Origin of the sequence: Nonomuraea sp. NPDC052634 (assembly GCF_040678535.1) — a bacterium.
Taxonomy (GTDB): Bacteria; Actinomycetota; Actinomycetes; order Streptosporangiales; family Streptosporangiaceae; genus Nonomuraea; species Nonomuraea fastidiosa.
The window spans coordinates 269,841-293,933 of sequence record NZ_JBFATY010000003.1 but is presented as its reverse complement, the minus strand read 5'-3'; the positions used below and the strand labels follow the sequence as shown (position 1 = coordinate 293,933).

The 24,093-nt window shown below is 69.4% G+C and carries 20 protein-coding genes and 1 other RNA gene; 8 read left to right on the top strand and 13 right to left on the bottom strand.

The window, feature by feature from the left end:
- Window positions 1–28 precede the first annotated feature (28 nt).
- On the top strand, window positions 29–607 hold the full coding sequence (locus AB0K67_RS17305; protein ID WP_364060326.1) for a hypothetical protein: 579 nt from the start codon (window positions 29–31) through the stop codon (window positions 605–607).
- A 55-nt stretch (window positions 608–662) separates the two neighbouring features.
- Here the strand turns inward: AB0K67_RS17305 and AB0K67_RS17300 are convergent, their stop codons facing one another.
- From AB0K67_RS17300 to ftsE, 7 genes are all read right to left on the bottom strand, one after another.
- The gene (locus AB0K67_RS17300) at window positions 663–1,259 is read right to left on the bottom strand and encodes a hypothetical protein (RefSeq protein ID WP_364060323.1); all 597 of its coding nucleotides are present in this window, start codon (window positions 1,257–1,259) and stop codon (window positions 663–665) included.
- Window positions 1,256–2,140: a hypothetical protein gene (locus AB0K67_RS17295; protein WP_364060321.1), complete on the bottom strand. Its 885-nt coding sequence runs from the start codon at window positions 2,138–2,140 to the stop codon at window positions 1,256–1,258. Before AB0K67_RS17295 ends, AB0K67_RS17300 begins: the two co-directional genes overlap by 4 nt.
- A 365-nt stretch (window positions 2,141–2,505) precedes the next feature.
- Window positions 2,506–2,889, bottom strand: a transfer-messenger RNA (tmRNA) gene (gene ssrA / locus AB0K67_RS17290).
- A gap of 340 nt (window positions 2,890–3,229) precedes the next feature.
- Complete coding sequence (locus tag AB0K67_RS17285) at window positions 3,230–5,107, bottom strand: penicillin-binding transpeptidase domain-containing protein (protein WP_364060318.1); 1,878 nt, start codon at window positions 5,105–5,107, stop codon at window positions 3,230–3,232.
- A gap of 19 nt (window positions 5,108–5,126) precedes the next feature.
- The gene (gene smpB, locus AB0K67_RS17280; protein ID WP_364060315.1) at window positions 5,127–5,594 is read right to left on the bottom strand and encodes an SsrA-binding protein SmpB; all 468 of its coding nucleotides are present in this window, start codon (window positions 5,592–5,594) and stop codon (window positions 5,127–5,129) included.
- 47 nt (window positions 5,595–5,641) lie between these two features.
- Window positions 5,642–6,553 (bottom strand): permease-like cell division protein FtsX, encoded by a 912-nt coding sequence (gene ftsX / locus AB0K67_RS17275; protein ID WP_364060313.1) that lies wholly within the window; start codon window positions 6,551–6,553, stop codon window positions 5,642–5,644.
- A gap of 20 nt (window positions 6,554–6,573) precedes the next feature.
- A complete protein-coding gene (gene ftsE, locus AB0K67_RS17270; protein WP_127939948.1) occupies window positions 6,574–7,263 on the bottom strand; it encodes a cell division ATP-binding protein FtsE in 690 nt (229 codons plus the stop codon).
- Between the two features lie 202 nt (window positions 7,264–7,465).
- Here ftsE and AB0K67_RS17265 point away from each other — a divergent pair, with 202 nt between their 5' ends.
- Entirely contained in the window at window positions 7,466–7,660 is a 195-nt protein-coding gene (locus AB0K67_RS17265; protein ID WP_364060310.1) for a hypothetical protein, read from the top strand.
- On the opposite strand, the gene prfB is transcribed toward AB0K67_RS17265, so the two are convergent.
- Window positions 7,643–8,761, bottom strand: coding sequence for a peptide chain release factor 2 (gene prfB / locus AB0K67_RS17260; protein ID WP_364060307.1), 1,119 nt, complete (start codon window positions 8,759–8,761; stop codon window positions 7,643–7,645). The genes AB0K67_RS17265 and prfB overlap by 18 nt on opposite strands.
- A 47-nt stretch (window positions 8,762–8,808) precedes the next feature.
- Between prfB and AB0K67_RS17255 the strand changes: the two genes are divergently transcribed.
- On the top strand, window positions 8,809–9,825 hold the full coding sequence (locus AB0K67_RS17255; protein WP_364060304.1) for a hypothetical protein: 1,017 nt from the start codon (window positions 8,809–8,811) through the stop codon (window positions 9,823–9,825).
- 179 nt (window positions 9,826–10,004) lie between these two features.
- Here AB0K67_RS17255 and AB0K67_RS17250 read toward each other — a convergent pair whose 3' ends face one another.
- The 4 genes from AB0K67_RS17250 to AB0K67_RS17235 form a co-directional block, all read right to left on the bottom strand.
- Entirely contained in the window at window positions 10,005–14,879 is a 4,875-nt protein-coding gene (locus AB0K67_RS17250) for an NAD-glutamate dehydrogenase (protein ID WP_364060301.1), read from the bottom strand.
- A 38-nt stretch (window positions 14,880–14,917) separates the two neighbouring features.
- Window positions 14,918–15,721, bottom strand: coding sequence for a tryptophan 2,3-dioxygenase family protein (locus AB0K67_RS17245; protein WP_364060298.1), 804 nt, complete (start codon window positions 15,719–15,721; stop codon window positions 14,918–14,920).
- Window positions 15,722–15,806: 85 nt separating this feature from the next.
- Window positions 15,807–16,010, bottom strand: coding sequence for a zf-HC2 domain-containing protein (locus tag AB0K67_RS17240; protein ID WP_364060295.1), 204 nt, complete (start codon window positions 16,008–16,010; stop codon window positions 15,807–15,809).
- Window positions 16,010–16,564 (bottom strand): sigma-70 family RNA polymerase sigma factor, encoded by a 555-nt coding sequence (locus AB0K67_RS17235; protein WP_345396666.1) that lies wholly within the window; start codon window positions 16,562–16,564, stop codon window positions 16,010–16,012. Before AB0K67_RS17235 ends, AB0K67_RS17240 begins: the two co-directional genes overlap by 1 nt.
- Before the next feature lie 108 nt (window positions 16,565–16,672).
- Between AB0K67_RS17235 and AB0K67_RS17230 the strand changes: the two genes are divergently transcribed.
- The 4 genes from AB0K67_RS17230 to AB0K67_RS17215 all read left to right on the top strand — a co-directional run bounded on the left by AB0K67_RS17230 (window position 16,673) and on the right by AB0K67_RS17215 (window position 21,538).
- Entirely contained in the window at window positions 16,673–17,299 is a 627-nt protein-coding gene (locus AB0K67_RS17230; protein WP_364060291.1) for a DUF4142 domain-containing protein, read from the top strand.
- A 15-nt stretch (window positions 17,300–17,314) separates the two neighbouring features.
- The gene (locus tag AB0K67_RS17225; RefSeq protein WP_364060288.1) at window positions 17,315–18,970 is read left to right on the top strand and encodes a DUF1996 domain-containing protein; all 1,656 of its coding nucleotides are present in this window, start codon (window positions 17,315–17,317) and stop codon (window positions 18,968–18,970) included.
- 71 nt (window positions 18,971–19,041) lie between these two features.
- Complete coding sequence (locus AB0K67_RS17220) at window positions 19,042–19,893, top strand: ferric reductase-like transmembrane domain-containing protein (RefSeq protein WP_364060285.1); 852 nt, start codon at window positions 19,042–19,044, stop codon at window positions 19,891–19,893.
- Between the two features lie 61 nt (window positions 19,894–19,954).
- The gene (locus AB0K67_RS17215) at window positions 19,955–21,538 is read left to right on the top strand and encodes an NADH-ubiquinone oxidoreductase-F iron-sulfur binding region domain-containing protein (RefSeq protein ID WP_364061364.1); all 1,584 of its coding nucleotides are present in this window, start codon (window positions 19,955–19,957) and stop codon (window positions 21,536–21,538) included.
- Window positions 21,539–22,449: 911 nt separating this feature from the next.
- Here the strand turns inward: AB0K67_RS17215 and AB0K67_RS17210 are convergent.
- Entirely contained in the window at window positions 22,450–23,244 is a 795-nt protein-coding gene (locus AB0K67_RS17210) for a L,D-transpeptidase family protein (RefSeq protein ID WP_364060282.1), read from the bottom strand.
- Window positions 23,245–23,412: 168 nt separating this feature from the next.
- Here AB0K67_RS17210 and AB0K67_RS17205 point away from each other — a divergent pair, with 168 nt between their 5' ends.
- Window positions 23,413–24,048 carry a GNAT family protein gene (locus AB0K67_RS17205; RefSeq protein WP_364060279.1) on the top strand — a complete coding sequence of 212 codons (636 nt, stop codon included), beginning with the start codon at window positions 23,413–23,415 and terminating at the stop codon, window positions 24,046–24,048.
- Window positions 24,049–24,093 lie beyond the last annotated feature (45 nt).

Here is a 24,093-nt window from a genome sequence, read left to right as displayed (position 1 = left end):
GCCACGCCTCCAGCAGCGGCGTGTCGTAATGGGATCGGCGAAACGGCGCGAACAGGAAGTCGCCCAGCTCGCCCGGCGGCCTCAGGTGGGCGTGCCGGACCGCGGCCTTGACCCCCGCCCGGTACTTCACCGCGTCGAAGGCCAGGTCGGGCCGCGCGGCCAGCCAGTCGCGGACGATCGCGCGGGTGCGCCGGTTGTTGACGCCGGCCCGCCGCAGCTCGCCGAAGAGCCGGTACGCGCGGGGCGGGCTCATCCTGCCCAGCCGCCAGAAGATCAGCCGCGCCTCGCCCGCGTCCACGCCGCCCTTGCGTCCCAGCAGCCCGGCGATGATGAGGGCCGCGTTGTGGTCGTTGATGTCGAGGGCGAGCGTGGCGGCGTACAGGCCGGGATAGTTGGTGTGGATGTAGTCGTGCAGGAAGCGCAGGGAGAGGCGCTGCCGCCCGGCGTCGCTGTGGAACTCGCGCTGGCCGGTCGAGGTGATCGCGGCGTTGGCGAAGAGCAGCACGTCCTCGCACTCGATCAGATCGGCGTAGGTCTCCATGGCTCCCCGGACGTGGTCTCGGACTGGCCGGGGAATGGGGGCGCGAACTGCGAAAGGTCGCGGTAAAGGCGGTTTCCGGAAGTCGCACCGGAGTCCCACGGCCAGTCCGTCCGGAACCCTACTACCGATCAGGTACGTACTTCGCCGTGATATCGCGCAGCTCGCGCTGCCTGTCGCGAATGTCGGTGATCAGCACGTACGCCACCAGCAGCAGCCCCAGGCAGAGCACGTCTGCCGCCCACCACGGGATCTCGGCGAGCAGCAGGTAGCCCTGCCCGTCGCTCAGCTCTCTGATCACCACGGTGACGACCGCGACCACGACGGTGACCAGCGCCCATGTCCACCAGCGCGGCAGGCTGCCCTTGTTCCACAGCCGCACCCGCCAGTTCATGAACACGGCCAGGACGCCCAGCAGCGCGCAGAACCCGATCAGCCACCACGGCAGCGCGAACGCGGTCTGCTCGGAGATCTGCTCCTTGGTCGCGCGCAGCTCCGCCTCCGCCGCCTGCCGCGCCTGCTCGGCCTCCTGGAGCTTCCGCTCCAGCTGCGCCACCGTCTGCCTGCGCGGCGGCTGCGTGGTCTCTTCGGTGGGCAGCATCCGCGCCACGACCGTGAGCATGATCGCCACGAACGACAGGGCGAGCACGATCGCCATGAACAGGTCGATGAACCGCAGGTCGAGCGGTGGCGCGAACGACCGCGTGGCCTGCTTTCTCACTGCTCCCTCACCAGCGTGTACTTCTGCGGCTTGCTCTCGACGGCGCTCAGCCGCTCGACCGCCGTGCGCAGCGCGTCGATGCCCTTGATCAGCTCCTCGGTCCTGTCCCTGGACTGCGCCAGCTCCTGCGTCAGCCCGCGCAGCTCGGGGCCGGCGGGCGCGGATGAGCCGCCCTTCGAGGCGCCGGGCAGCCGGGCCAGGTAGACGAGGAACACTTCGTCGGCCGCCGCCACGCTGGCCCGCTCGGCCCGCTCGATCAGCGCCATCGCGCCGAACGCGAGCACGCTCAGGAACAGCGCGATCATGGTGACGCCGAACGCGGAGGCCAGCTCGGGCAGTACGTGCTGCTTGAGCGCCGTGATGAGCACGCCGGGGTCGCCCCGGTTGTCGAGCGCGTTGCCGAACGAGCCGACCATCGTGGCCATGGTGAGCGCCGTACCGATGAAGCCGAAGACCGGCAGCGCCCAGATCAGGGCGTGATCGATGTGGTGCTTGTTGACCATCTCGGTGTCGTCGAGCGCGGAGCGCGCGCTCAGCACCGCCTCGGCGTCGCCGCCGGCCTCGGCCGCCTCCTTGAACAGCCGCAGCCGCCGCCCGACCAGCGTGTCATCGCTGGGCCGCACGGCCTGCACGCTGGCCGAGGCCCGGGCCGTCGCGACGCTCTCCTTCCTGATGTCGGGCACCGCCCGTACGATCCGCAACACCGTGGTGAGGAACACCGCGATGATCAACGTGACCACCAGCTCAGCCGCCCCCGGCGCCGTGGTCGCCCCCACGAATTGCAGTAACTGGCGCACCATCCCGGTCATCAGCAGCACCGCGGACACCAGAAGCCCCACCAGCGGCGCGAACCCCGAATGGCGCCAGTCGAACCTTGACACGCTTGAACCCCACTCCAGCACAGGAATTGTCAGAGCAACACCTAAGCACACCGGCAGCAGTGGGTAGTGACGGAGTGGCAGATCTGTGACCAGACCGGTCCTGAAACGCACGAAACCCCGGATCACCTTACAGCGCGGGCGAGCAGTACGGAATCTCCACGCAGGCGCTCGCTCACGGCGCGGCCGCAGAGAGGCAGAGGGCACCGCGGCCCGGCGCCGCGGACACGCGTGGCGCGCGTGAGCATGGGTGAGCGAGGGCAGGCGCACCTCGGCCTGGGAGCGGGGGCACGCAGGCAGGGACCGCAGACACGCGAAACCGCCCCTCGCCTGCGGAAGCCCGCGGCGAAGAGGCGGTTGCGAAAAGCTGGTGGAGGTGGCGGGAATCGAACCCGCGTCCTTCAACCCCAAGTCAGGGCTTCTCCGGGCGCAGCCTGCTGTGCTTTTCTCGGCCCCGGCGATCACGCAGGCAAGTCGCCGACGGGCTCAGCCACTGTTAGATTTCCCGATCTCCCCCGTGGCCGGGTTGATCGGTTGAGCCTTCTAGCGATGCCAGACACCGGGCCGAAGGCGCTCCCGGGCTGACAGTGGCTTCGCTGATCAGGCAGCGAGGGCCAGGGAGTCCCTGGCGGCCACAGTGCTCTTAGAATTGGCACTTATTGTTTGCGGTCACAGGATTAACGAGGTTATGTCCGCAGTCCTCGGCCCGCTTCACCTGGCTTGCAAGGTCAAAGTCGAAGCCAGTCACCCCCTGTGCAGTTGTCAACCGTCACCGCCGGCCCGCGCGAGGGTCGGCGCAACAGGAATGTACATCGGACAACGCCCCCGATGCCAACTTAATTCCGCGCCGGCGCGGGACCTCGCGGCAACGCCGAAACCCCCGGGAGCCCGGCGCTGAGGCACGTGCTCCCGGGGGCCGACCGGCAGGGTCGAGCCGGTCCGGACGGCAGGACTTCCCCCGAGATGAAGTCCTGATCTCATCACGGCGACTGGGACCGCAACCCCCCGAGCGGGCCCAGTCACTCAGTAAGACGCCGGGGGAAGTCCGGATGGTTGCTCAGCGTCACGACTTTTTCACCTTCGGCCGCGATGTCAGTCCGCGAGCCCCGCGAAGAAGTCTCCCGCCACGGCTCCGGCGTCGTGGTTCTTCGCCAGGACGGCGACGGCGACGTCGCCCTGCCAGCCGACCCACCAGGTGAGGCCGCCCTCCGCGGTGGCGGTGATGCCGTAGACCTTGGCCTTACCGGCCTGCGCGGGCGAGCCGACCGCACCGGCGCGCATCATCGTCGTCAGCGTCGCGCGCACCTTCGGGTCCATCTGCTGGGGCGCGGGCTGGGTCGCGGGCGGCGCCGTGGCGGTCGCGCTGGGCGTCTTGGGCTCGGTCACGAGTACGGGAGGCCGCCACGTCCCGGACGCCACCGCAGCGGCCACCAGAGCCATGCTGAGCGGGCTCACCTGGACGCTCTGGCCCGCGATGGCCTTGGCCTTGTCGGCGTCGCTGGACAGCCTCGGCAGCTTGCCGCTGAACGACTTCAGCGGCAGCCGCCACGGCTGCTCCAAGCCCAGCGCCTGCGCGCTCCTGAGCAGATCGTCACCCGAGACGCGGCGGGCCAGCGAGGCCAGCGCGGTCACGCACCCCTTGGCGAAGTTGTCCTGGAACGAGGCCGACGCCGGCAGCGGGGCGTTGTGGGCCGCCTGGACGAACTTGGCGCCGCCGACCGTGCGCTCCTGCGGGCAGGCCAGCCGCTGCTTGGGGCTCACCCCGGCCTTCAGCAGCGCGTCGGCGGCGATGATCGAGAACGCGGTGCCGGCGGGGAACTTCCCGGCCAGCCCATGCCGCTCCTGGTGGAGCCCCTTGCTGCCGACCGCGAGGATCTCGCCGGTGTCGGGCTGCACCGCCACCAGGGCGCTGGTCTGGGTCTCGGCCACCGCCTGCTCGGCCGCGGCCTGCACCTTCCTGTCGATGGTGGTCTTGACCGAGACGTTCTGCCGTCCTGGCCACTCCTCCAGCAGCGCGACCTGCCGGCCGGTCTTGAGATCGAGGGTGATCACCTTCGTCTCGGTGGAGCCGGTCAGATAGTCCTGGTACGCCTGCTGCAGCCCGCTCTTGCCCACCGAGTCGCCGGCCCGCTGCGGACCGCCGAGCTTCTGCTCGGTCTCGGGTGTGAGCGCGCTGACGGTGCCGACGATCTGGCGCGGCGCGTCGGGGTTGACCGGCTGCTTCTGCGACACGATCTTGATGCCGTCGATCGCCAGCTTGGTCTGCATCGACTGGTAGCGCGAGCGTCCGAACGTCACCAGCGGCACGAACTTGTCGGGCGGCGACGACCTGACCCGGCTGAGCAGGCGGTCTTGGGCGTAGCCGGTGACGTCGGACAGCTTGGCGACCACTTCCTCGGCCCGGTCGCCCAGCTCGTCGGGGACGACGCCGGCGACGTAGAGGATGGTGTCGCTCTGCAGCGGGTCGTTGTCGCGGTCGAGCACGGGCTGGCGCGGCTTGGGCTCGGTGTCGACCGCGAAGCGCTGGCCCTCCTTGAGCTGCGGGTGCAGCACGGAGGGCGACCAGCGGACCTTCCACGCGCCGTCGACGAGGTGGAGCGGCAGCTTGCTGTCGTACTGCCACAGCGGGTTGTTCTCCCCGAGGTCGACCTCGGCGTGGAAGTCGGCCTCCGACTCGTCGCCGTCGACGCTGATGGCCGTGATCTTGAAGCGGAAGGAGGCGGCGTCGAGCTCCAGCTTGGCGTCCTCCAGCGCCTTGCGCACCTTCGCCGGGTCGCCGTCGGTGCGGCGGGCGGCCAGCTCGTAGTCCTCCGACTGCCAGCCCACGAGGAAGTCGCGCACCGCGTCGTGGGGTGACGACTCCTCGAAGCAGCCGGTCAGCGTCGTGCTGGCGACCGCCAGCGTGGCGGTCGCCGCCAGCAGGCGGCGGGCGCGGTGCATCGCCGTACGCCTGAAAGGTCCGCGTCTCATCGGTCGCAGTGCCGCCGTCTCATCTGTTGCGGTAGCGCAGCGCCCGGGCCATCTCCCGCTTGGCCTGCTGCTCCGCCAGCGCCTGCCGCTTGTCCCAGTCCTTCTTGCCCCGGGCGACGGCGATCTCGACCTTCGCCCTGCCGTCCTTGAAGTAGAGGGACAGCGGCACGATCGTCAGCCCGCCCTCCTTGATCTTGGCGGCGAGCTTGTCGATCTCTTTGCGGTGCAGCAGCAGCTTGCGCTTGCGCCGGGCCGCGTGGTTGGTCCAGGTGCCCTGCGCGTATTCGGGGATGTGCACGTTGAGCAGCCACGCTTCGTTGCCGTCGATCGTGGCGTAGCCGTCGACGAGCGAGGCGCGGCCCTCGCGTAGCGACTTCACCTCGGTGCCCTGCAGCACGAGACCCGCCTCGAAAGTGTCCTCGATGTGGTAGTCGTGCCGAGCGCGCTTGTTCTGGGCGATGACCTTCCGCCCGGTCTCACGTGGCATGCTTCGACTTTACCGGCGACAGGGACGCTCGCAGCCCATGCGCACCGCTACACCCGCAGATAGCGACGTAGCGTCACGAACGAGGCCAGGATACAGATCACGACACCGATAATCATGGTGATGGTGATCGTCTGGGCCAGGTCGTTCCAGCTGAGCTGAGCCGTGGCACCGCCGAAGAAGCCGACGATCTCCTCGAAGAGGAACACCTTCGCGCAGATCAGAATGATCGCCGCGAAGACGCCGCCGACGAGACCGGCGATGACGCCCTCCATGACGAAGGGGAGCTGGATGTAGAGGTTGGAGGCGCCGACCAGCCGCATGATGCCCGTCTCGCGGCGCCGGTTGAACGCCGACAACCGCACCGTGTTGCCGATCAGCAGCGCCGCCGCGAGCACCAGGATGATGGCCACGGTCAGCGCGGCGAGCGCGAGCTTGTCGAGCATGTCGAAGAACGGGGCGATGAGCTGTTTCTGGTCCATCACCTGGGCCACGCCCGGCTGCCCGGTCACGGCCTGGATCACCGGCTGGTAGTTGTCGGGATCCTCGAGCTTGATGCGGAACGACTGCGGCAGGTCCTCGACCTTGGTCGCGTCGACCAGGGCCGGGTTCGAGGACGAGAACGACTGCTTGAAGTTCCGGTACGCGTCGGCCTCGGTCTCGAAGAACACCTCCTTGACGCCCTTGGTGCCCTTGATGTGCTGCTCGAGCGCCTTGATCTGCGCGGGCGTGATCGCCTTGCCTTTGCAGTCCGGTATGGCCGTCCCCTTCTTGCACAGGAAGACGGAGATCTCGACCTTGTCGTCCCAGTAGCCCTTCATCAGCCCGACCTGGGTGTTGATCATCAGGCCGACGCCGAGCATCGCCATACCGACCGCCACCGTGATGATCACGGCGATCGTCATCGTCAGGTTACGACGGAGGCCGATCCAGACCTCGGAGAAGATGAAATTCGCCCGCATGTCTTGTCTGCAGCTCCCTGTCAGTACGCCTGGCCGTACACGCCACGCGACTGGTCACGGACGATCTTGCCGTCCTCCAGCTCCACGACACGCTTACGCATGGAGTCGACGATGGCCGCGTCGTGCGTGGCCATGACGACCGTGGTGCCAGTCCTGTTGATGCGGTCGAGCACCTTCATGATGCCGATGCTCGTCGCAGGGTCGATGTTGCCCGTGGGCTCGTCGGCCAGCAGGATCATGGGCCGGTTGACGAAGGCGCGGGCCATGGCGACGCGCTGCTGCTCGCCGCCGGACAGCTCGTCGGGCATGCGGTGCGCCTTGCCTTCGAGGCCGACCAGCTCGATGACCTCGGGCACCACCTTGCGGATGAAGCGCCGCGGCTTTCCGATGACCTCGAGCGCGAACGCCACGTTCTCGTAGACGTTCTTGTTCGGGAGCAGCCTGAAGTCCTGGAAGACGCAGCCGATGCGGCGGCGCAGGTGCGGCACCTTGAAGTTGGAGAGGCGGCTCAGGTCTTTGCCGGCGACGTGGATCGCGCCGGAGTTGGGCCGCTCCTCCTTCAGGATCAGACGCAGGAACGTGGACTTGCCTGATCCCGAGGGACCGACGAGGAACACGAACTCACCCTTGTCCACGTCAACGGATACGTGGTCGAGGGCGGGCCGGTTCTGGTTCGCGTAGACCTTGGTGACATTATCGAAATGGATCACGAGAGCATCACGGCATGCCAGTCTAGGGGTCAGGACGGAAGCGAGGGTGGCATATGCCCACTTCCCGCCGGGCGACCATCGGTTACGTCTTCTTTACTGATGATCGACGTTCCGATTGGCCAGACGACAGTCTAGGGGGAAGACTGGCATGGAACGTCCATAACGGAAACAAAACGATTGTGCGGCTAGACTTGGGGCTGTCATGAGTTGCGAACACCTCGTATGCGCGCAGTGCGCCCACCCCGTGATCGAGGGACGCTGCCCCATGTGCCGGGCGAGCCGAGAGCGGATGCACAACCACGGCTTCGCCGGGCTGTCACCCGCGCTCGTCGCGCTGCTGCTCGTCGCCCTGCTCCTGCTGACGCTGGCCGCCGAGCACCTAGTCGGCGGCGCCTGACTCCTGCCGCCGCATCCATCGGATCTCCGACTCGATGAACTCGTCGAGGTCGCCGTCGAGCACCGCTGACGGGTTGCCGGCCTCGGTGCCGGTGCGCAGGTCCTTGACGATCTGATAAGGGTGCAGCACGTAGTTACGGATCTGCGTGCCCCACGAGGTGGTCGTCGCGCCCCGCAGCTCCGACATCTTCTCGGCCTCTTCCTGCCGCTTGAGCTCCAGCAGCTTGGCCTGCAGGACGGCCATCGCCGTGGCGCGGTTCTGCAGCTGCGAACGCTCGTTCTGGCAGGAGACCACGATGCCGGTCGGCAGGTGGGTGATGCGCACCGCGGAGTCGGTGGTGTTGACGCCCTGGCCGCCGGGGCCGCTCGACCGGTAGACGTCGACGCGGATCTCGTCCTCGTTGATGTCGATGTGGTCGGTCTGCTCGACGACGGGCACGACGTCGACGCCCGCGAACGAGGTCTGCCGCCGCCCCTGGTTGTCGAACGGGCTGATGCGCACCAGACGGTGGGTGCCGTGCTCGCCGCGCAGCGTGCCGTAGGCGTAGGGCGCCTTGATGGCGAAGGTGGCCGACTTGATGCCGGCCTCTTCGGCGTAGGAGGTCTCGTAGACCTCGGTCGGGTAGCCCTTGCGCTCGGCCCAGCGGAGGTACATGCGCAGCAGCATCTCCGCCCAGTCGGCCGCGTCGACGCCGCCGGCCTGGGAGTTGATCGTGATGAGCGCCTCGCGGGCGTCGTATTCGCCCGACAGCAGCGTGCGGACCTCCAGCGCGCCGATGTCGGAGCGCAGCGACTGCAGCTCCTTGTCGGCCTCGGCCCGCGTGTCGTCGTCGCCCTCCTCGGCCGCCAGCTCGTAGAGGACCGTCAGGTCGTCGAGCCGCCTGGCGATGCCCTCGACCCGGTTGAGCTCGCCCTGGAGGTGGGAGAGCCTGCTGGTCACCTTCTGGGCCTGCTCGGGGTCGTCCCACAGGTCGGGCGCGGCAACCTGCTGCTCCAGCTCCTCGATCTGCTTGCGCATCGCGTCGAGGTCGAGCACGTCCTGGATGCTGCGGAGCGTGCCCCGAAGCTCGTTGATCTCTTCTGCCGGATCGATGCCTGCCACGTCTCCCAAGGGTACGCGACCCGCGCGGGCCCGAATAACATGGCGAGGTGCGTGCATACGGTCGGCGGAGGACGCTGGCGCTCGCCGCCGGTCTTCTCGCCGCGGTGACCGCCTGCTCCGGCGATGCCCGCCCGGCCCCTTCGACACCGGCGGCGGCCACCTCGACACCCTCGCCATCTCCTGAGCCGCCGGTCGTCACCAAGCAGGAGGCGGCCGAGGAGTTCGCCGCCTACACCCGTACCGACGACCTGCTGCGCCGCGTGCCGAGCGACTTCCAGGGCCGGCTGCTGCAGGTGCAGGACATCACGACCGGCGGGCAGTGGCAGCTCACCCAGGCCGCCTACCTGTCCACCGGCTACGACCCGCCGCGCCACCGGTGGGGCACGCCGACGTTCTACGTGCCGAGGTTCGCCAAGGGCGACGGCGCGCCCTGGTTCAGCGTGCTGGTGACGCGTGACGACCGGCCCACGCTGCTGACGTTCGTGAAGTTCGACCGCTGGCGGCTCAGCTCGGCCGCCGAGCTGCTGCCCGGCCAGAAGCTGCCGCCGATCAAGCTCGACGCCGAGGGCTACGCCACGGCCGTGCCCGCCGACGACAAGACCATCACGATCAGCCCGCAGTTCATCGGCCCCGTCCACGCGAGCGTGGCCGAGACGGGCAAGGCGGGCGTCACCGACGGCCTGCTCGCCGCCGGGCCCTACACCACCGAGGTGGCCGAGCAGATCGCCGAGCGCCGCGAGAGCGCCAAGAGCGACGGCTTCAGCTACGACTCGATCTTCAGCGCCGACAACTTCCCCGTGTACGCACTGCGCACCGAGGACGGCGGCGCGCTCATCCAGTACTCGCTGTCGCGCACCACGTCCACGCAGACCAAGACGGCCGAGGACGACTACATCCCGGTGCCCGACTCGGCGCGCTGGGCGATCAGCTCGCCGGTGCTGCGCCGCTCGCTCAAGCTCACCGAGACGCACCAGTACGCGACCGCCGTGCCGCCGCTGTCCGCCCCGGCGCCCGCGCCCGTGATCGCCCACGACGGCGCGCTCACCCGCGCCTCCGGCCAGTAGCCGGTAGGGCGCCCGGAGGACGCCGAGAGCCCGCTGAGCAGCGGTGAAGGCGGCGCGAGAGCCCTTTGAGCGGCGGCCCAGGCGGGCTCAGACGCGCGCGAGAGCCCTGTGAGCGGCCGCCCGTGCCCGATGCCTGCCCAGAGTGCCGGGGCGGGCGGGAAAGCCCGCCCCGGCCGCTCTCACGCCTCCGTGTGAGGCAGGTTGCTCGAGGCCACCAGCGTGCGGATGGCGCGCAGCGCGACCGACAGCGTGGCCAGGTCGAAGTTGTCGCTCTCCCAGATCTCCGACAGCGTCTGCCTGGCCCTGGCGACGGCCGCCGAGTTGGCCTCGGTCCAGCTCGCCAGCCGCTCCTCGGGCGACAGGCCCGGCTTGCTGTGCGCCAGCACGTCGCGGGTCAGCGAGGCGTGCGCGGCGTACAGGTCGTCGCGCAGCGCCGAGCGCGCCATCGAGTTCCACCGGTTGTCGCGGGGCAGCGCGATGATGCGCTCGCGCAGCCGGGCGAGCTGCAGCCGGTCGGCCAGGTCGAAGTAGACCTCGCCGACCTCGTTGACCGGACGTCCGGTCAGCGACGCGATCTCCACCAGGTCCAGCGTCGAGTACGCGGGCACCATCGCGGCCACCCGCTCGGCCATCTCCTCGGGCACCCCGCGGGCCACGAACGAGTCGCGGCGCTCCTCGTACGCGGCGAGGTCGGGCCCGGTGAGCAGCTTCGGCAGGTGCGCGATGAGCCCGTTGACGCCCTTGTCGAAGAACGCGATCGAGGCGGCGAGGTCGAGCGGCGGCCGCCGGTTGACCAGCAGCCAGCGCGCGCCGCGCTCGGCCAGCTTGCGGGCTTCGAGCAGCATCTTGATCTGCGTGGCGGTGTCGACCTGGTTGTCCAGCGACTCGACCGCGCGGTAGAAGCCGGGCAGGTCGAAGACCTCACGCGCCACCAGGTACGCCCGCACGATGTCGGGCGTGGACGCGCCGGTCTCCTCGCCGAAGCGGTACAGGAACGTGGTGCCCGCGGAGTTGACCAGCTCGTTCACCACGCGGGTGGTGATGATCTCGCGGCGCAGCGGGTGCGCGTCCATGTACGTCCTGAACCGCTCGCGCAGCGCGGACGGGAAGTACTCGACCAGCCACGACGCCAGGTAGGGGTCGTCCGGCAGGTCGGAGCCGAGCAGCTCGGCGTCGGCCACCAGCTTGGTGTAGGCGAGCAGCACGGAGAACTCGGGCGCGGTGAGCCCGAGCCTGGCCTGGCGCCGCTCGGCGAGCGTCTTGTCCGACGGCAGGAACTCCAGCTCCCGGTTGACCAGCCCGTCGCGTTCGAGCTTGCGCAGGTAGCGAGAGTGGATGTGCAGCATCGAGACCGCCTGCGCGCGGGCCGCGGCGAGCACGACGTTCTGCGCGTAGTTGTCGCGCAGCACCAGCTCGGCGACCTCGTCGGTCATCGAGGTGAAGAGCTGGTTGCGCTGCTTGTCGGTCAGCTCGCCGTCGCGGACGACCTGGTCGAGCAGGATCTTGATGTTCACCTCGTGGTCGGAGGTGTCGACGCCGGCCGAGTTGTCGATGAAGTCGGTGTTGATCAGCCCGCCGTTGAGCGCGAACTCGATGCGGGCGAGCTGGGTGAAGCCGAGGTTGCCGCCCTCGCCGACGACCTTGCAGCGCAGCTCGGAGGCGTTGACGCGAAGCCCGTCGTTGGCCTTGTCGCCCACGTCGGTGTGGGACTCGGAGGTGGCCTTGACGTACGTGCCGATGCCGCCGTTCCACAGCAGGTCTACCGGGGCCTTCAGGATGGCGCTGATCAGCTCGTGGGGCGCCATGGACGCGACTCCGGCCGGGATGCCGAGCGCCTCGCGCATCTGCGGGGTGATCTGGATCGACTTGGCGGTGCGCGGGAAGACGCCGCCGCCCGGGGAGATCAGCTCGGGGTTGTAGTCCTCCCACGAGCTGCGCGGCAGCTCGAACAGGCGGCGCCGCTCGGCGTACGAGCGGGCGGCGTCGGGCGAGGGGTCGACGAAGATGTGCCGGTGGTCGAAGGCGGCGACCAGCCTGATGTGCTGCGAGAGCAGCATGCCGTTGCCGAACACGTCGCCCGACATGTCGCCGATGCCGACCACGGTGAAGTCGGTCGTCTGGACGTCCACGCCCATCGTGCGGAAGTGGTACTTGACCGACTCCCACGCGCCGCGGGCGGTGATGCCCATGCCCTTGTGGTCGTAGCCGATGGAGCCGCCGGAGGCGAAGGCGTCGCCCAGCCAGAAGCCGTACTCCTTGGCGACCTCGTTGGCGATGTCGGAGAACGTCGCGGTGCCCTTGTCGGCGGCGACGACGAGGTAGGTGTCGTCGCCGTCGTGCCTGACGACGTCGGGCGGCGGCACGACCTTGCCGGCCACGAGGTTGTCGGTGACGTCGAGCAGGCCGGAGATGAACATCCGGTAGCAGGCCACGCCCTCGGCGAGCAGATCCTCCCGCTTGCCGGATTTCGGCGGCTTCTTGACGACGAATCCGCCCTTAGAGCCGGTCGGCACGATCACGGTGTTCTTCACCATCTGCGCCTTGACCAGGCCGAGGATCTCCGTACGGAAGTCCTCCATCCGGTCCGACCACCGCAAACCGCCCCGCGCGACCTTGCCGAAGCGCAGGTGCACACCTTCGACGCGCGGCGAGTACACGAAGATCTCGTACTTCGGCCGGGGCAGCGGCAGCACGCTGATGGCCTGCGGGTCGAACTTCAGCGAGATGTACGGCTTGCGCGCCCCGTTCACCGTCTGGAAGTAGTTGGTCCGCAGCGTCGCGTGGATCATCTCCAGGTAGGCCCGCAGGATGCGGTCCTCGTCCAGCGAGGCCACCTCGTCAAGCGCCCCGAGTATCTCCTCGTTGAGCGCCTCGACGAGGTCGGTCCGCACGTCCTCGCCGCGCTTCGGGTCGAGCTTGGCCTCGAACAGATGCACCAGCAGCCGCGCGATCCTGACGTTGCCGTTGAGCACGGCCTCCATGTACGGCTGGGAGAACGTGCTGCCCGCCTGGCGCAGGTACTTGGCGTAGGCCCGCAGGATCTCGACCTGCTCCCAGGTGAGCCCGGCGCTGAGGATGAGCGCGTTGAAGTCGTCCGCCTCCACCCGGCCCGTCCACAGGGCGTTCAGACCGTCCTGGAAGAGCTTCTTGAAGTCCTTCCTGTCGACGCCCTCGGCCGGGGTGTAGCGCAGGCCGAAGTCGTAGATCCAGGCGTTCTTGGTGCGCGGGTCGTTGTCGCGGTCGATCTCGTACGGCCGCTCGTCCACGACCTCGACCCCGAGCCGCTGGATCAGCGGCAGCGCCTGCGACAGCGAGATGGGCGAGCCGATCTTGTAGATCTTCAGCCGCCGCTCCCCCTCGGCCGCGTCGTACGGCTCGTACAGGTTGATGCCGACCTTGTCGCCGTCGCCGGCCGCGACGAGCTGTTCGAGCCGCTGGAGGTCGGCCACGGCCACCTTGGGCGGGAAGTCCGCCTTGTAGCCCTCGGGGAAGGCGGAGGCGTAGCGCTTGATGAGCTGGGGCGCCTCCTCCTCGGAGGTCAGCTCGGTCAGCGCGGCGGCCAGGTCGTCCTCCCAGGAGCGGGTGAGGGCCGCAAGCCGGGACTCCAGCTCTTCGACGTCCACGCTGGGCGGCGGGAGTTGCTTGCCGCGCTCGCCGCGTACGACGACGTGCAGCCGGGCCAGCGTCGACTCGCCGATCATGGCGCTGTAGTCGATGGACGTGCCGCCGAGCGCCTTGAGCAGCACCTCCTGCATCTTCAGCCGGACCTTGGTGGTGTAGCGGTCACGCGGCAGGTAGATCAGGCAGGAGATGTAGCGGCCGTAGTCGTCGCGGCGCAGGAAGAGCTTGACCTGCTTGCGCTCGCGCAGCCGCAGCACGCCGAGCGCGATCGGCAGGAGCTGGTCGAGCGAGGTCTGGAACAGCTCGTCGCGGGGGAAGGTCTCCAGGATCTCGATGAGGTCCTTGCCGTCGTGGCTGTCGGGGGCGAGCCCGGCCTTATCGAGCACGTCGGCCAGCTTGCGGCGCAGCACGGGGATCCGCGAGATCGACTCGTTGTAGGCCACGTGGGTGAACAGGCCGAGGAAGCGCCGCTCGCCGATCACCTCGCCCTCGGGTGAGAACAGCTTCACCCCGATGTAGTCGAGGTAGGAGGCCCGGTGCACGGTGGCCTTGGAGTTGGCCTTCGTGATGATCATGAGCTGCTTCTCGCGCGCCTTGGCCCGCACCTCGGGCGGCAGCGCGGCGAAGCTCTCCGAGCCGGCCTTGTCGTCGCGGAGGATGCCGAGCGCCGCTCCGGGCACCGCGCGCAGCGCCTCGCCGTCGTCGGTGTGCTCAAGGCGGTACTCGCGGTAGCCGAGGAAGGTGAAGTGCCCGTCGGCGAGCCAGCGCAGCAGGTCGATGCTGTCCTCGACCTCGGCGGGCTCAAGCGGCGGCGGGTTCATGCCCAGGTCTTCTGCCGTCTGTACGGCGAGGGCGCGCATCTTCGCGTAGTCCTCGACCGTGTGGCGCACGTCGGCGAGCACCTTCAGCAGGTCGGCCTCGAGCCTCTTGAGCACCAGGGGGTCGGACTGCCGGTCGATCTCGATGTGGATCCACGACTCGGCCAGCATCTGGCCGGTGATGTCCTCCTGGCCGCGGCCGAGCATCCTGCCGGTCATGTCGCGGCGTACCCGCATCTGCGGGTGGACCACCAGGTGGGTGCCGAGGCCGTGGCGGTCGAGCTCCATCGTGACGGAGTCGACCAGGAACGGCATGTCGTCGGTCACCACCTCGACCACGGAGTGGCCGGGGTCCCAGCCGTTCTCCTCGATCGTGGGGGTGTAGGCACGGACCACCGCCCTGCCCTGAGGGCGGACCTCCGCGAGCTGCCTCTGGGACATCGCGGGGCCGTACACGTCAACGGGGTTGCGGTCGAGCAGGTCCTCCGGCGCGACATGTCGGTAATAGAGCCGCAGGAAGGACAGCGCCTCCTCGGCGCTCATATGCTCACTGCCGGCCGCGCAGCTTTCCGCGGCTCGCTGGAGCAGCTCATCCTTGGCCTCGTCGAGCGGCATCTCGCTCTCACTCCTTTGTGAGGGTTCGCCATGGCTGTTCATAGCCAGGCCCTTAGTTCCCACAGCAGCGGGAAGTAGTGCAGGCGCGTCCTGCCGCGCAGATAGGGAGCACCGGTCGAGCCGCCTGTGCCCGACTTGGTGCCGATCTGGCGTTCGACCATCTGGACGTGGCGCATCCGCCACAGCGCGGCGGTCTCGTCGTGCGTCAGCAGGTCTTCGGCCAGTTGCCACAGGTCGTCGTGAGACCCGCGGTCCCTCGCCACGGCCAGCAGCGAGTCCATGATCTCGCTGTCGGAGACCGGCAGGCCACGCTGGGAAAGGGCGGTCAGGTAAGCATCCCACAGGGTGGGCTCCGCGAGCCTGCGGCGCAGCCGGGCGAGCTCGTCCTCGCCCGCGTGCCTGAAGGAGCCGAGATAGCGCTCGTCCTTCAGCCCCGGCAGGAACTCCAGCTCCCTGAACTGCACCGACTGGAACCCGCTCGCGGGCGCCAGACCGGCGCGGAAGGCCAGGAAGTCCTGCGGGGTCATCGTCTCCAGGACCTCGACCTGCTGGATCATCACCCGCTCGACCGCGTGCACCCGCCGGAACAGGTGCCTGGCCCGCCACAGCTCGCCCGCGAACATCGCGGCGCGCGCCGACTCCAGCTCGTGGAGCAGCAGCTTGAACCACAGCTCGTAGACCTGGTGCGTGGTGATGAACAGCAGCTCGTCAGGGGCCGCGGACTGCGGCCGCTGCTGGTCGAGGAGCTCGGGCAGGCGGAGGTAGTCGCCGTAGGAGAGCAGACCGCCTTCCTCACCGAACCGCCGGCGTGGGGGATCGGGCGCATCACCATCGATGCCCACCGAACACCTCCCCCTGACCACCCGGCCAGGTCAGACCGGGCGTGACGCCTTGCCCTACCGATACCACCCGAAAAGGGGACGAACGTCAACGTGACATGGAGGACATCGGCGGGTCGTCGCCCGTGGTCGAGGAGGGGTCGTGTTTGAGCTCGTCGAGCTGCAGGGGCACCTCGGCGAGCTCGACCAGCTCAGCCTGGCATCGCTCACACGTTTCGAGGTGGCGTTCGAACGCCTCGTGCTCTTCCTCATCGAGGACGCCGAGGACGTAGGCGGCCACCCCGTCGTGCATCAGCCGGCTACCCCCTTGTCCCGCAGCAGCTCGCGGAGAGCCCGGATCCCGTAGTAGAGCCGGGACTTCACCGTGCCCGGCGGGATCCCCAGAATCTCCGCCGCTTCACTTATCGTACGGTCTCGGAGGTAGGTCTGCTCAATGACTTCGCGGTGTTCCGGAGACAGGGACCGCAGCGCGTCAGCGACGACCATCGCCGATAACGCGCGTTCCGATCCGTCCGGGACCGACATCATGTCGACTTCAGGCGGCTCGACCTCCTGCGGCCGGACGCTCTTCCGCCGACGACCATCAATGACTATGCGGCGGGCCACGGTGAGCAGCCACGCCCATATCAGGCTCGGTTCCCATTGCAGTCTTGCCGAGTTTCGCCAGGCTCTGACGATCGTCTCCTGCACGACGTCTTCAGCCCACTGAAGGTCGTTACCTGTTGATTTGCGTACGTGGCGCAGCAGAGGGCCGCCGAACTCCTGGTAGAGCACCGCGATGCGGTGCTCCGCCTCGGCATCCGCACTCTCGAACCTGCCGTCGAGGTGACCTAGCACGGGGCACATCTTTACACCTTCGTTATCCAAGCGGTAGCCACTCCGATAACTCCAGTCATTTCTAACTATCTCCGGCCATACGTGAACCTCGCCTGCTACGGCCGCGTACCTCCGACCATGCACAGGCTTTTGCGCGGCGAGTTGTTCATGCTCGGCGGCTTCGTGGTAGCCGCCGCCGCGACGATCGCGCTGGTCATGCCCTCGGCGATCGGCCCCGCGTCCGCTCAGTGGGCGCCGCGGTCGTCGGGGCCGCTGACGGCCGCCGACGTCGATCTGCTCATCAAGGTACGCCAGGCGGGCCTTTGGGAGATGCCCGTCGGTGAGTACGCCCAGACCCGCGCCGAGTCCCAACGCGTGAAGGAAGTCGGGAAGCTTCTGCGGGACGAGCACAAGGAGCTCGACCTGCTCACCCGCCAGACGGCCAAGAAGCTCGGCGTGGCCCTGCCCGACGAGCCGAACCCCGACCAGCAGCGCTGGATGGCCCAGCTGGCGTCGGAGAGCGGCCCGGCCTTCGACAAGGACTTCGCCAACCTGTTGCGTGCCGCGCACGGGAAGGTCTTCCCCGTCGTGGCGGGCGTGCGGTCCGGGACCAGGAACTCCGAGATCCGGAAGTTCGCCCAGGAAGGCATCAATTACGTGATGCGCCACATGGCGTACCTGGAGTCCACGGGCCTGGTCGACCATAGCCGGCTCCCGGAAGCGCCGACGCCCTCACCCGCTCCACCCGTCGTCAACGGCGGTTGAAAAGAGGAGACACACATGACGAGATCCAGACGCATGGCCGCGGCCGTGTCCGCGCTGGCCGTGACGGCGACCGGCCTGGTGTCCGCGGCCGTCATCGGCGTAGGCCCGGCGATGGCCGCCCCCTGCATCCCCGGACAGACCGGCCAGTCACCTCAGGGGCGGCAGACACAGCAGCCCGGCAGGAACCAGCAGGGCAGAAACCAGCAGGGCAGGAACGACCGCGACTTCGGCCGTGACTTCGACCGTGACTTCGACCGAGACTTCGACCGGGACTTCGACCGGGACTTCGACCGGCGCGGCCGGGGACAGCAGGACCAGGACCAGGACCAGCAGAGCCGCAACCGTCAGGGCGGCCGGCAGCAGGATCAGGACGGGCAGGGTTTCGACCGGCAGGCGCCGCAGGGCGGCAGCGTGGCCGTGGACCCGCGCTCCCCCGGCGACGAGCCCGATGACAGCCCCTCGCTTTTCTCGCGCCGCCGCGGCGGCAACCCGATCAATTCCCCCAGCCCGACCCCCAGCCCGACCGATAATCAGGGCAATCCGGACAACGGAAATAACAACGACAATAACGGGAACGGAACCAACGACGGGAGCAACAACGGCGACAACGGGAACGTAGGCGACAACAACGGGAACAACGGGAACGACGGGAATACAGGCGACAACGGCGGCAACAACGGAAACAACGGGGATAACGGCAACAACAACGGCGACAATGGCAATGGCGGCGACAACGGCGGGGACAACGGCAACGCCGACCCCTCGCAGAGCCCCTCGCCCTCTCCGACCGCCGGTGACCCCTGCGCCGACCTCGGCCCGTTCCTCCAGGACTTCGTGGACATCCGCCGGGTCCAGCCGACCCGCCTCGACGCGCGGTTCAGCAGGAACGGCTCGCGCGGCTCGTTCGTCTCGCGCTGCGGCACCAACCGCGAGGGCCACAACAACCCGGACAACTTCATCGTCGCCCCCGGCGTGCAGAACGGCGCGCACCACCTGCACGACTACGTGGGCAACCTCTCGACCGACGCGTTCTCGACCGACGAGAGCCTGGCGGCGGCGGACACGACCTGCCGGCTCGGCGACCAGTCCACGTACTTCTGGCCGGTGATCAGGGATCGCAGGTCCGACACGAACGCCGGCGACCCGGACGGCAACGTCGGCCAGGTGCTGCGGCCCCGCTCGGTGCAGCTGCAGTTCCGCGGCAACCCGACCTCCAGGGTCGTCGCCATGCCGAGGTTCATGAGGATCATCACCGGCGACGCCAAGGCGGCCACCAACGGCACCGCTAACGCACGCGCCGCCTGGACGTGCACGGGATTCCAAAATCGCATAACAACCGACAAATATCCGCTTTGCCCGCGCGGGAGCCTGGTGGTTCGTATCCTGGACTTCCCCAGCTGCTGGGACGGCCAGAACACCGACAGCGCCAATCACCGCACGCACGTGGTCTTCCCCGGCCAGAACGGTGCCTGCCCCCAGGGGACCAGGGCGATCCCCCAGCTCCGCATGACCCTCACGTACGCAGTACCGCAAGGACCCTCGTACGCCCTGGACGCCTTCCCCGAGCAGAAGCACAACCCGGTCACCGACCACGGCGACTTCGTCAACGTGATGCCCGACAGGCTGATGCAGAACGTCGTCAACTGCATCAACCGGGGCCGCCGTTGCTGATCTGATCGGCCGCCCGACCAGGGCACCCAGCCTTCCGAGTCGCACCCTCACTCGACCTTGGAGGGAAATACATGCTCCACAGACGACACCCCAGGCACGCCCCCACCCTGCTGGACACCAGGAACGTCCGGCTGGGGGCGAGCGCGCTGATCGCGGCCGTCCTGCTCTCGGCGTTCGCGCTGACCAGGACGGAGCAAGGCATCGCGCTGCTGGGCCGAGGGGTCGGCTTCCTCGAGTTCTACGCGGGCGTGTTCGCCCTGGTACTGCTGACCGCGACCGTCGCGCTCGGCCTGATCACCACAGAACGCGTCTTCCTGTCCCCGGCCAACCGGGTCAGGGCCCAGCTCGCGCACCGGGCGACCGCGCTCATCGGGCTGGCGTTCCTGCTGACGCACATCACGCTCATGATCAGCCTGGGGCACGTGCCGCCGGGGGCCGCGGTCGTGCCGATCGCCGGGATCTGGGTGGGATTCGGCACCCTGGCCTTCGACCTCATGGTCGTGGCCGTGGTGACGGGCATGATCCGAGGACGCTTCGCCGTACGGAACAGGCCGTGGATGTGGCGGATCCTCCACTCCGCCGCGTACCTCGCCTGGCCCATCGGCATCATGCACGGATTGACGGCCGGCCGCCCGCCGGCCGGTTGGGTGGCCTGGTCGTACGTGGCCAGCATGGCGGCGGTCGGCAGCGCGCTGATCGTCCGCGTGCTGGCCACGGTCCGGCGGCCGCCGGTCGTACCCGAGAGGGTGCCGGGGCCCGCGGTCACGTCCGCCGCTCCGGTGGGCGTGCCCGCCGAGCGCCCCGCCGCCGCCCGGAACAGGGCGCAGGACAGCAGCAGGCAGGCCGCCGCCGCGGCGACGGCACGGGCCGACGCGCCCGTCAGCCTCGCCGAGGCGCGCCGCAGGTACAGGGAGGCGGGATGACCCCGCCCGCACGCGAACAGGAGGCTTCGTGATACCCGCCCGCGTCCCACGGGTGCTGCGCATGGGTCCGGCCCGGCTCACCGCCGGACTGGACCACTGCCGCCGTCTCGACCTGCCCGCCCACCGCACCCTGCACGGCCTCGTGGAGCCGCGCGAGCTGACCGAGCTCATCTCGTACGCCAACGAGGTGGACATGCGGGGCCGCGGCGGCGCGGCGTTCCCCTTCGCCAGGAAGCTGCGCGCGGTGGCGGACGCCGCGGGCACCGGCGAGAGCGTCGTGCTGGTCAACGGCGCCGAAGGCGAGCCGGCCAGCTCGAAGGACGCCATGCTGCTCACCCGCAACCCGCACCTCGTACTCGACGGCGCGGTGCTGGCCGCCGAGGCGCTCGGCGCCCGCGAGGTCGTCGTCGCCACGGCGGGCGGCGAGGTCGCCGAGGCGTCCGTCGCCGCCGCCGTGGCCGAGCGCCGCGCGGCCAACGTCTCCGGCGGTGCCGAGAGCCGCGTCCCGATCAGGGTGGTCGGGATCAAGGAACGGTTCATCTCCGGTGAGGGCGGCGCCCTCGTCCGGGCGGTCAACGGGGAGGAGGGCATCCCGCCGGGCAGGAAGAAGCGCGCCGCGCACAGCGGCGTGGACGGGCTGCCGACCCTGCTGTCCAACACCGAGACGTACGCGCAGCTCGCGCTGCTGGCCGAGTACGGCCCCGATAAGTACGCGGAAGTGGGCACCGCCAAGGAGCCCGGCACGATCCTGCTCACCGTCAGCGGCGGCGCCGCCAACGGCGCGGTGATCGAGACGCCCACCGGCACCCTGCTGGCCGACGTGCTCGCGCTGTGCGAGGCGGACGCCGGCGACGGGGTGCTGGTCGGCGGCTACCACGGCGCGTGGCTGTCGGCCGAGGCCGTCGAGACGGCGGTCATCTCGCGCGAGGGCATGAAGGCGGCAGGGGCCACCCTCGGCGCGGGCATCATCGTGCCGCTCGGCGAGTCCACGTGCCCGCTCGGCGAGGCGGCCAGGGTCGCCTCCTACCTGGCGTCGGAGTCCGCCGGGCAGTGCGGGCCGTGCCGGCTCGGGCTGCCCGACGTCGCCAGGGCCCTCTGCGCGCTCGCCGAGGGCACCGGCTCCGTGGACGCGGTGCGCCGCGCCGTACGCGTCGTCGAGCGCCGCGGTGCCTGCTTCCACCCGGACGGCACGGCCAAGTTCGTACTGTCGGCTCTGGACGCGTTCGAGGACGAGATCGCCATCCACCTGGAGCACGGCTCGTGCGGCCGTCCGGTACGCGGCGTACTGCCCATGCCGGAGCGCGAGCCTGAACCCGAGTACCGGCTGGAGGTCGACTGGTCCCGCTGCGCCGGGCACGGCCTGTGCGCGCACCTGCTGCCCGAGTTCGTGGACCTCGACGACTACGGGTTCCCGTCGTTCAGGACGATTCCCGGGTTCATGCTCAAGGAGGCGCGCCGGGCCGTCGACATGTGCCCCGCGCTCGCCCTGCGCCTGGCCCAGACCACCGGCGACAGCCCCAAACCGGCCGGCTCCCCGCTACGGCTGGTCAAGGGCGGCGTGCTGAAGAAGGCCGGGGACGGCGTGCCCCGCCTGGCCCGCGTGGGCGGCCTCCCCCGCTTCTCCCGGGTAGGCGGCCCCGCCTGACCCGAGGGGCCCGGCGCCGTGAACGCCCGTCCTCGCAACACCCGCCGAGCAGACGCGCACCACCCGCCGGGCCCCCACCCGCCGAACAGACGCCCACCGGCCCTCCCGCCCACCGAACAGACACCCACCAGCCTTCCCACCCGCCCAGACGCCCCACCACCCACCGCACCCTCCCGCGCGAAGAGCTTCGCCTATCGCCGCACCACGCCACCCACCACTCACGCACCCGCCACTTACCGCCCGCACCACGCCACCCACCACTCACGCACCCGCCACTTACCGCCCGGGCCACGCCACCCGCCCCTCACGCCACGCCACCCGCGCCACGCCACTTACCGCCCGCGCCACGCTGCCCGCCGCCGAAGTGCTGCACCCACCGCTTCTTCCCGACGCCCAGCGCCGAACAGCGCCGCCCAGCACCGCGGCTCTCGCGCCCGAACCGTTACGCTCGCCACCCTTCGCGACACCCGCCACTCATCCCCGGCCCCGGCCCGGAGCGCTGCGCCACCGCCCGGAGCGCTGCGCCGCCGTCCGGCACGCTCACGCACCGCTACCCCATCGCCCCGAAAGGCCCACGCCACCCACGCCACAGCGCGCCCGCCGCAGGAGCGTTACGCCCGCCGTTCTTTCCCCGGCGCCCGTCCCCCCAGAGCGGTCAGGGTGGGACCGTCCCCGGCCGGACCAACCGCCCCCGCGCAGCCGGACCGGCCGACCGCCCCCGCGCAGCCGGAGCGGGCCCGGAGTACCCGTGGTCGGGACTGCGGCCGAGCCGGAGTGGGCGAATTCGGGCGTATTGCCGGAATGGCCGAGCCGGGCCCCTCGGCGGAACGGCGCAGGCAAGAATGGCGTCCCGCAGCCGCGCCAGCAGCGCGCGCCAGAAATGTCACTATGGTCCGAAATTTCGAGAAATCTCATCGGAAGGCGCGCACCGAAAACTTCCCGCGCACATGCACCGGCTCCCCGATCTTCACCATCTGGTAGAGCCGCTTGGACGTCTCGAGCGGCAGCCGCACGCACCCGTGCGACGCCGGGCGCAGCGGGACCTTCGTCGAGCCGTGCATGGCGATGGCCCCGGTGAAGTAGAGCGAGTTGTACATCGACCCGAGCGGCCCGGTCGTCCAGCCGGGAGCGCGGCGCAGCACGCGGAAGTCGCCGACCGGCGTGATGGCGTTGCCGCAGCGCCCGTTCTCGCAGTAGCGCACTTCGGCGCCGGTGGAGATGTGCGAGATCAGCACGGGCCTGCGGCTGCGGTAGACGACGAGCAGCTGCTTGGTGAGGTTGATCTCCACCCGGTTGGCCGCGCCTTGCGGCACCAGCACCTTGTGCCTGACGGGCTTGTCCAGCGCTGACAGCATCTTCGGCCCGACCTGGTTGCTCAGCATCATCCGCTTGTGCTTCTGGAACGCCCAGACGGCGAACTTGGTCTGCTCGTCGTACTTGCCGTTGATGGGTCCGAAGTAGTAGCGGCCCCGGTGGAGCTTGCGCTGGAGGGTACGGACGGCCGCGCCCTTGTCACCCGGGCGGAGCAGCACCGGCTTGCTCTCCGCCTCCTCCTCGGTCGTCGTGCTCTCGGCGGGGGGAGGCGGGCTGAGGAGGCGGACCGCCCCTGCGGCGGACGTGGTGGCCGGCGTTGCGGCAGACGCGGCGGAGGCGGGCAGCGGGGTCTCGGTGAACGGAACGACGGCGGCGGCGGACAGAGCGAACACGGTGAATGTCTGAAGCTTTATCGTCATAAATCGACGCCTACCCAGACACCAGAGAATTCATGGTTTTGTCGAGGAAAAGACGCGGCTAATATCGAGATTCAGGAAAATGCGCTTTTGTCGGAAAAATGACTCGCGCGGCCGCCACCGCGTCTGGCAGCATCCCGTGCCATGCGTAACTGGCCGCTCTTCGAGCTACAGATCACCACACCCAACCTCAGCCTGCGCGTCCCCTCCCTGGAGGAGCTCGACGAGCTGGCCGACCGCGCCGCCGAGGGCGTCCACGAGGAGGGGCAGATGCCGTTCGTCGTCCCGTGGACCGAGGGCACGCCGGCCGAGCGCGCGCAGCGCACGATCCAGTACCACTTCACCACTTGGGGCCGCTTCAACGCGGACGAGTGGGCGATCGAGTTCGTCGTCGTACGCGACGGCCAGGTCGTCGGCACCCAGGGCGTGACGGCGAGCGGCTTCCCCGTCCTGAAGGAGGTCCAGACGGGCTCCTGGCTGGGCAGGCGCTTCCAGGGGCAGGGCGTGGGCACCGAGATGCGCCAGGCGGTGCTGCACTTCGCGTTCGCCGGCCTCGGTGCCCGGTACGCGCTGACCGAGGCGTTCGACGACAACCCCGCCTCCCTGGGCGTCACGCGGAAGCTCGGCTACCACGACGACGGCTTCAACCTGTTCAAGCGCGGCGGCGAGCCGGTGGTCAGCCGCCGCTTCCGCCTGCCCAGGGAGGACTGGAAGGAGCAGCCCGGGTTCGAGATCCACGGCCTGGAGGCGTGCCTGCCCCTGTTCGGCCTGAAGGACTGACCCGCGCCGCCCCGGGTGAACCCGCGCCGATCCCGGGCGGACCCG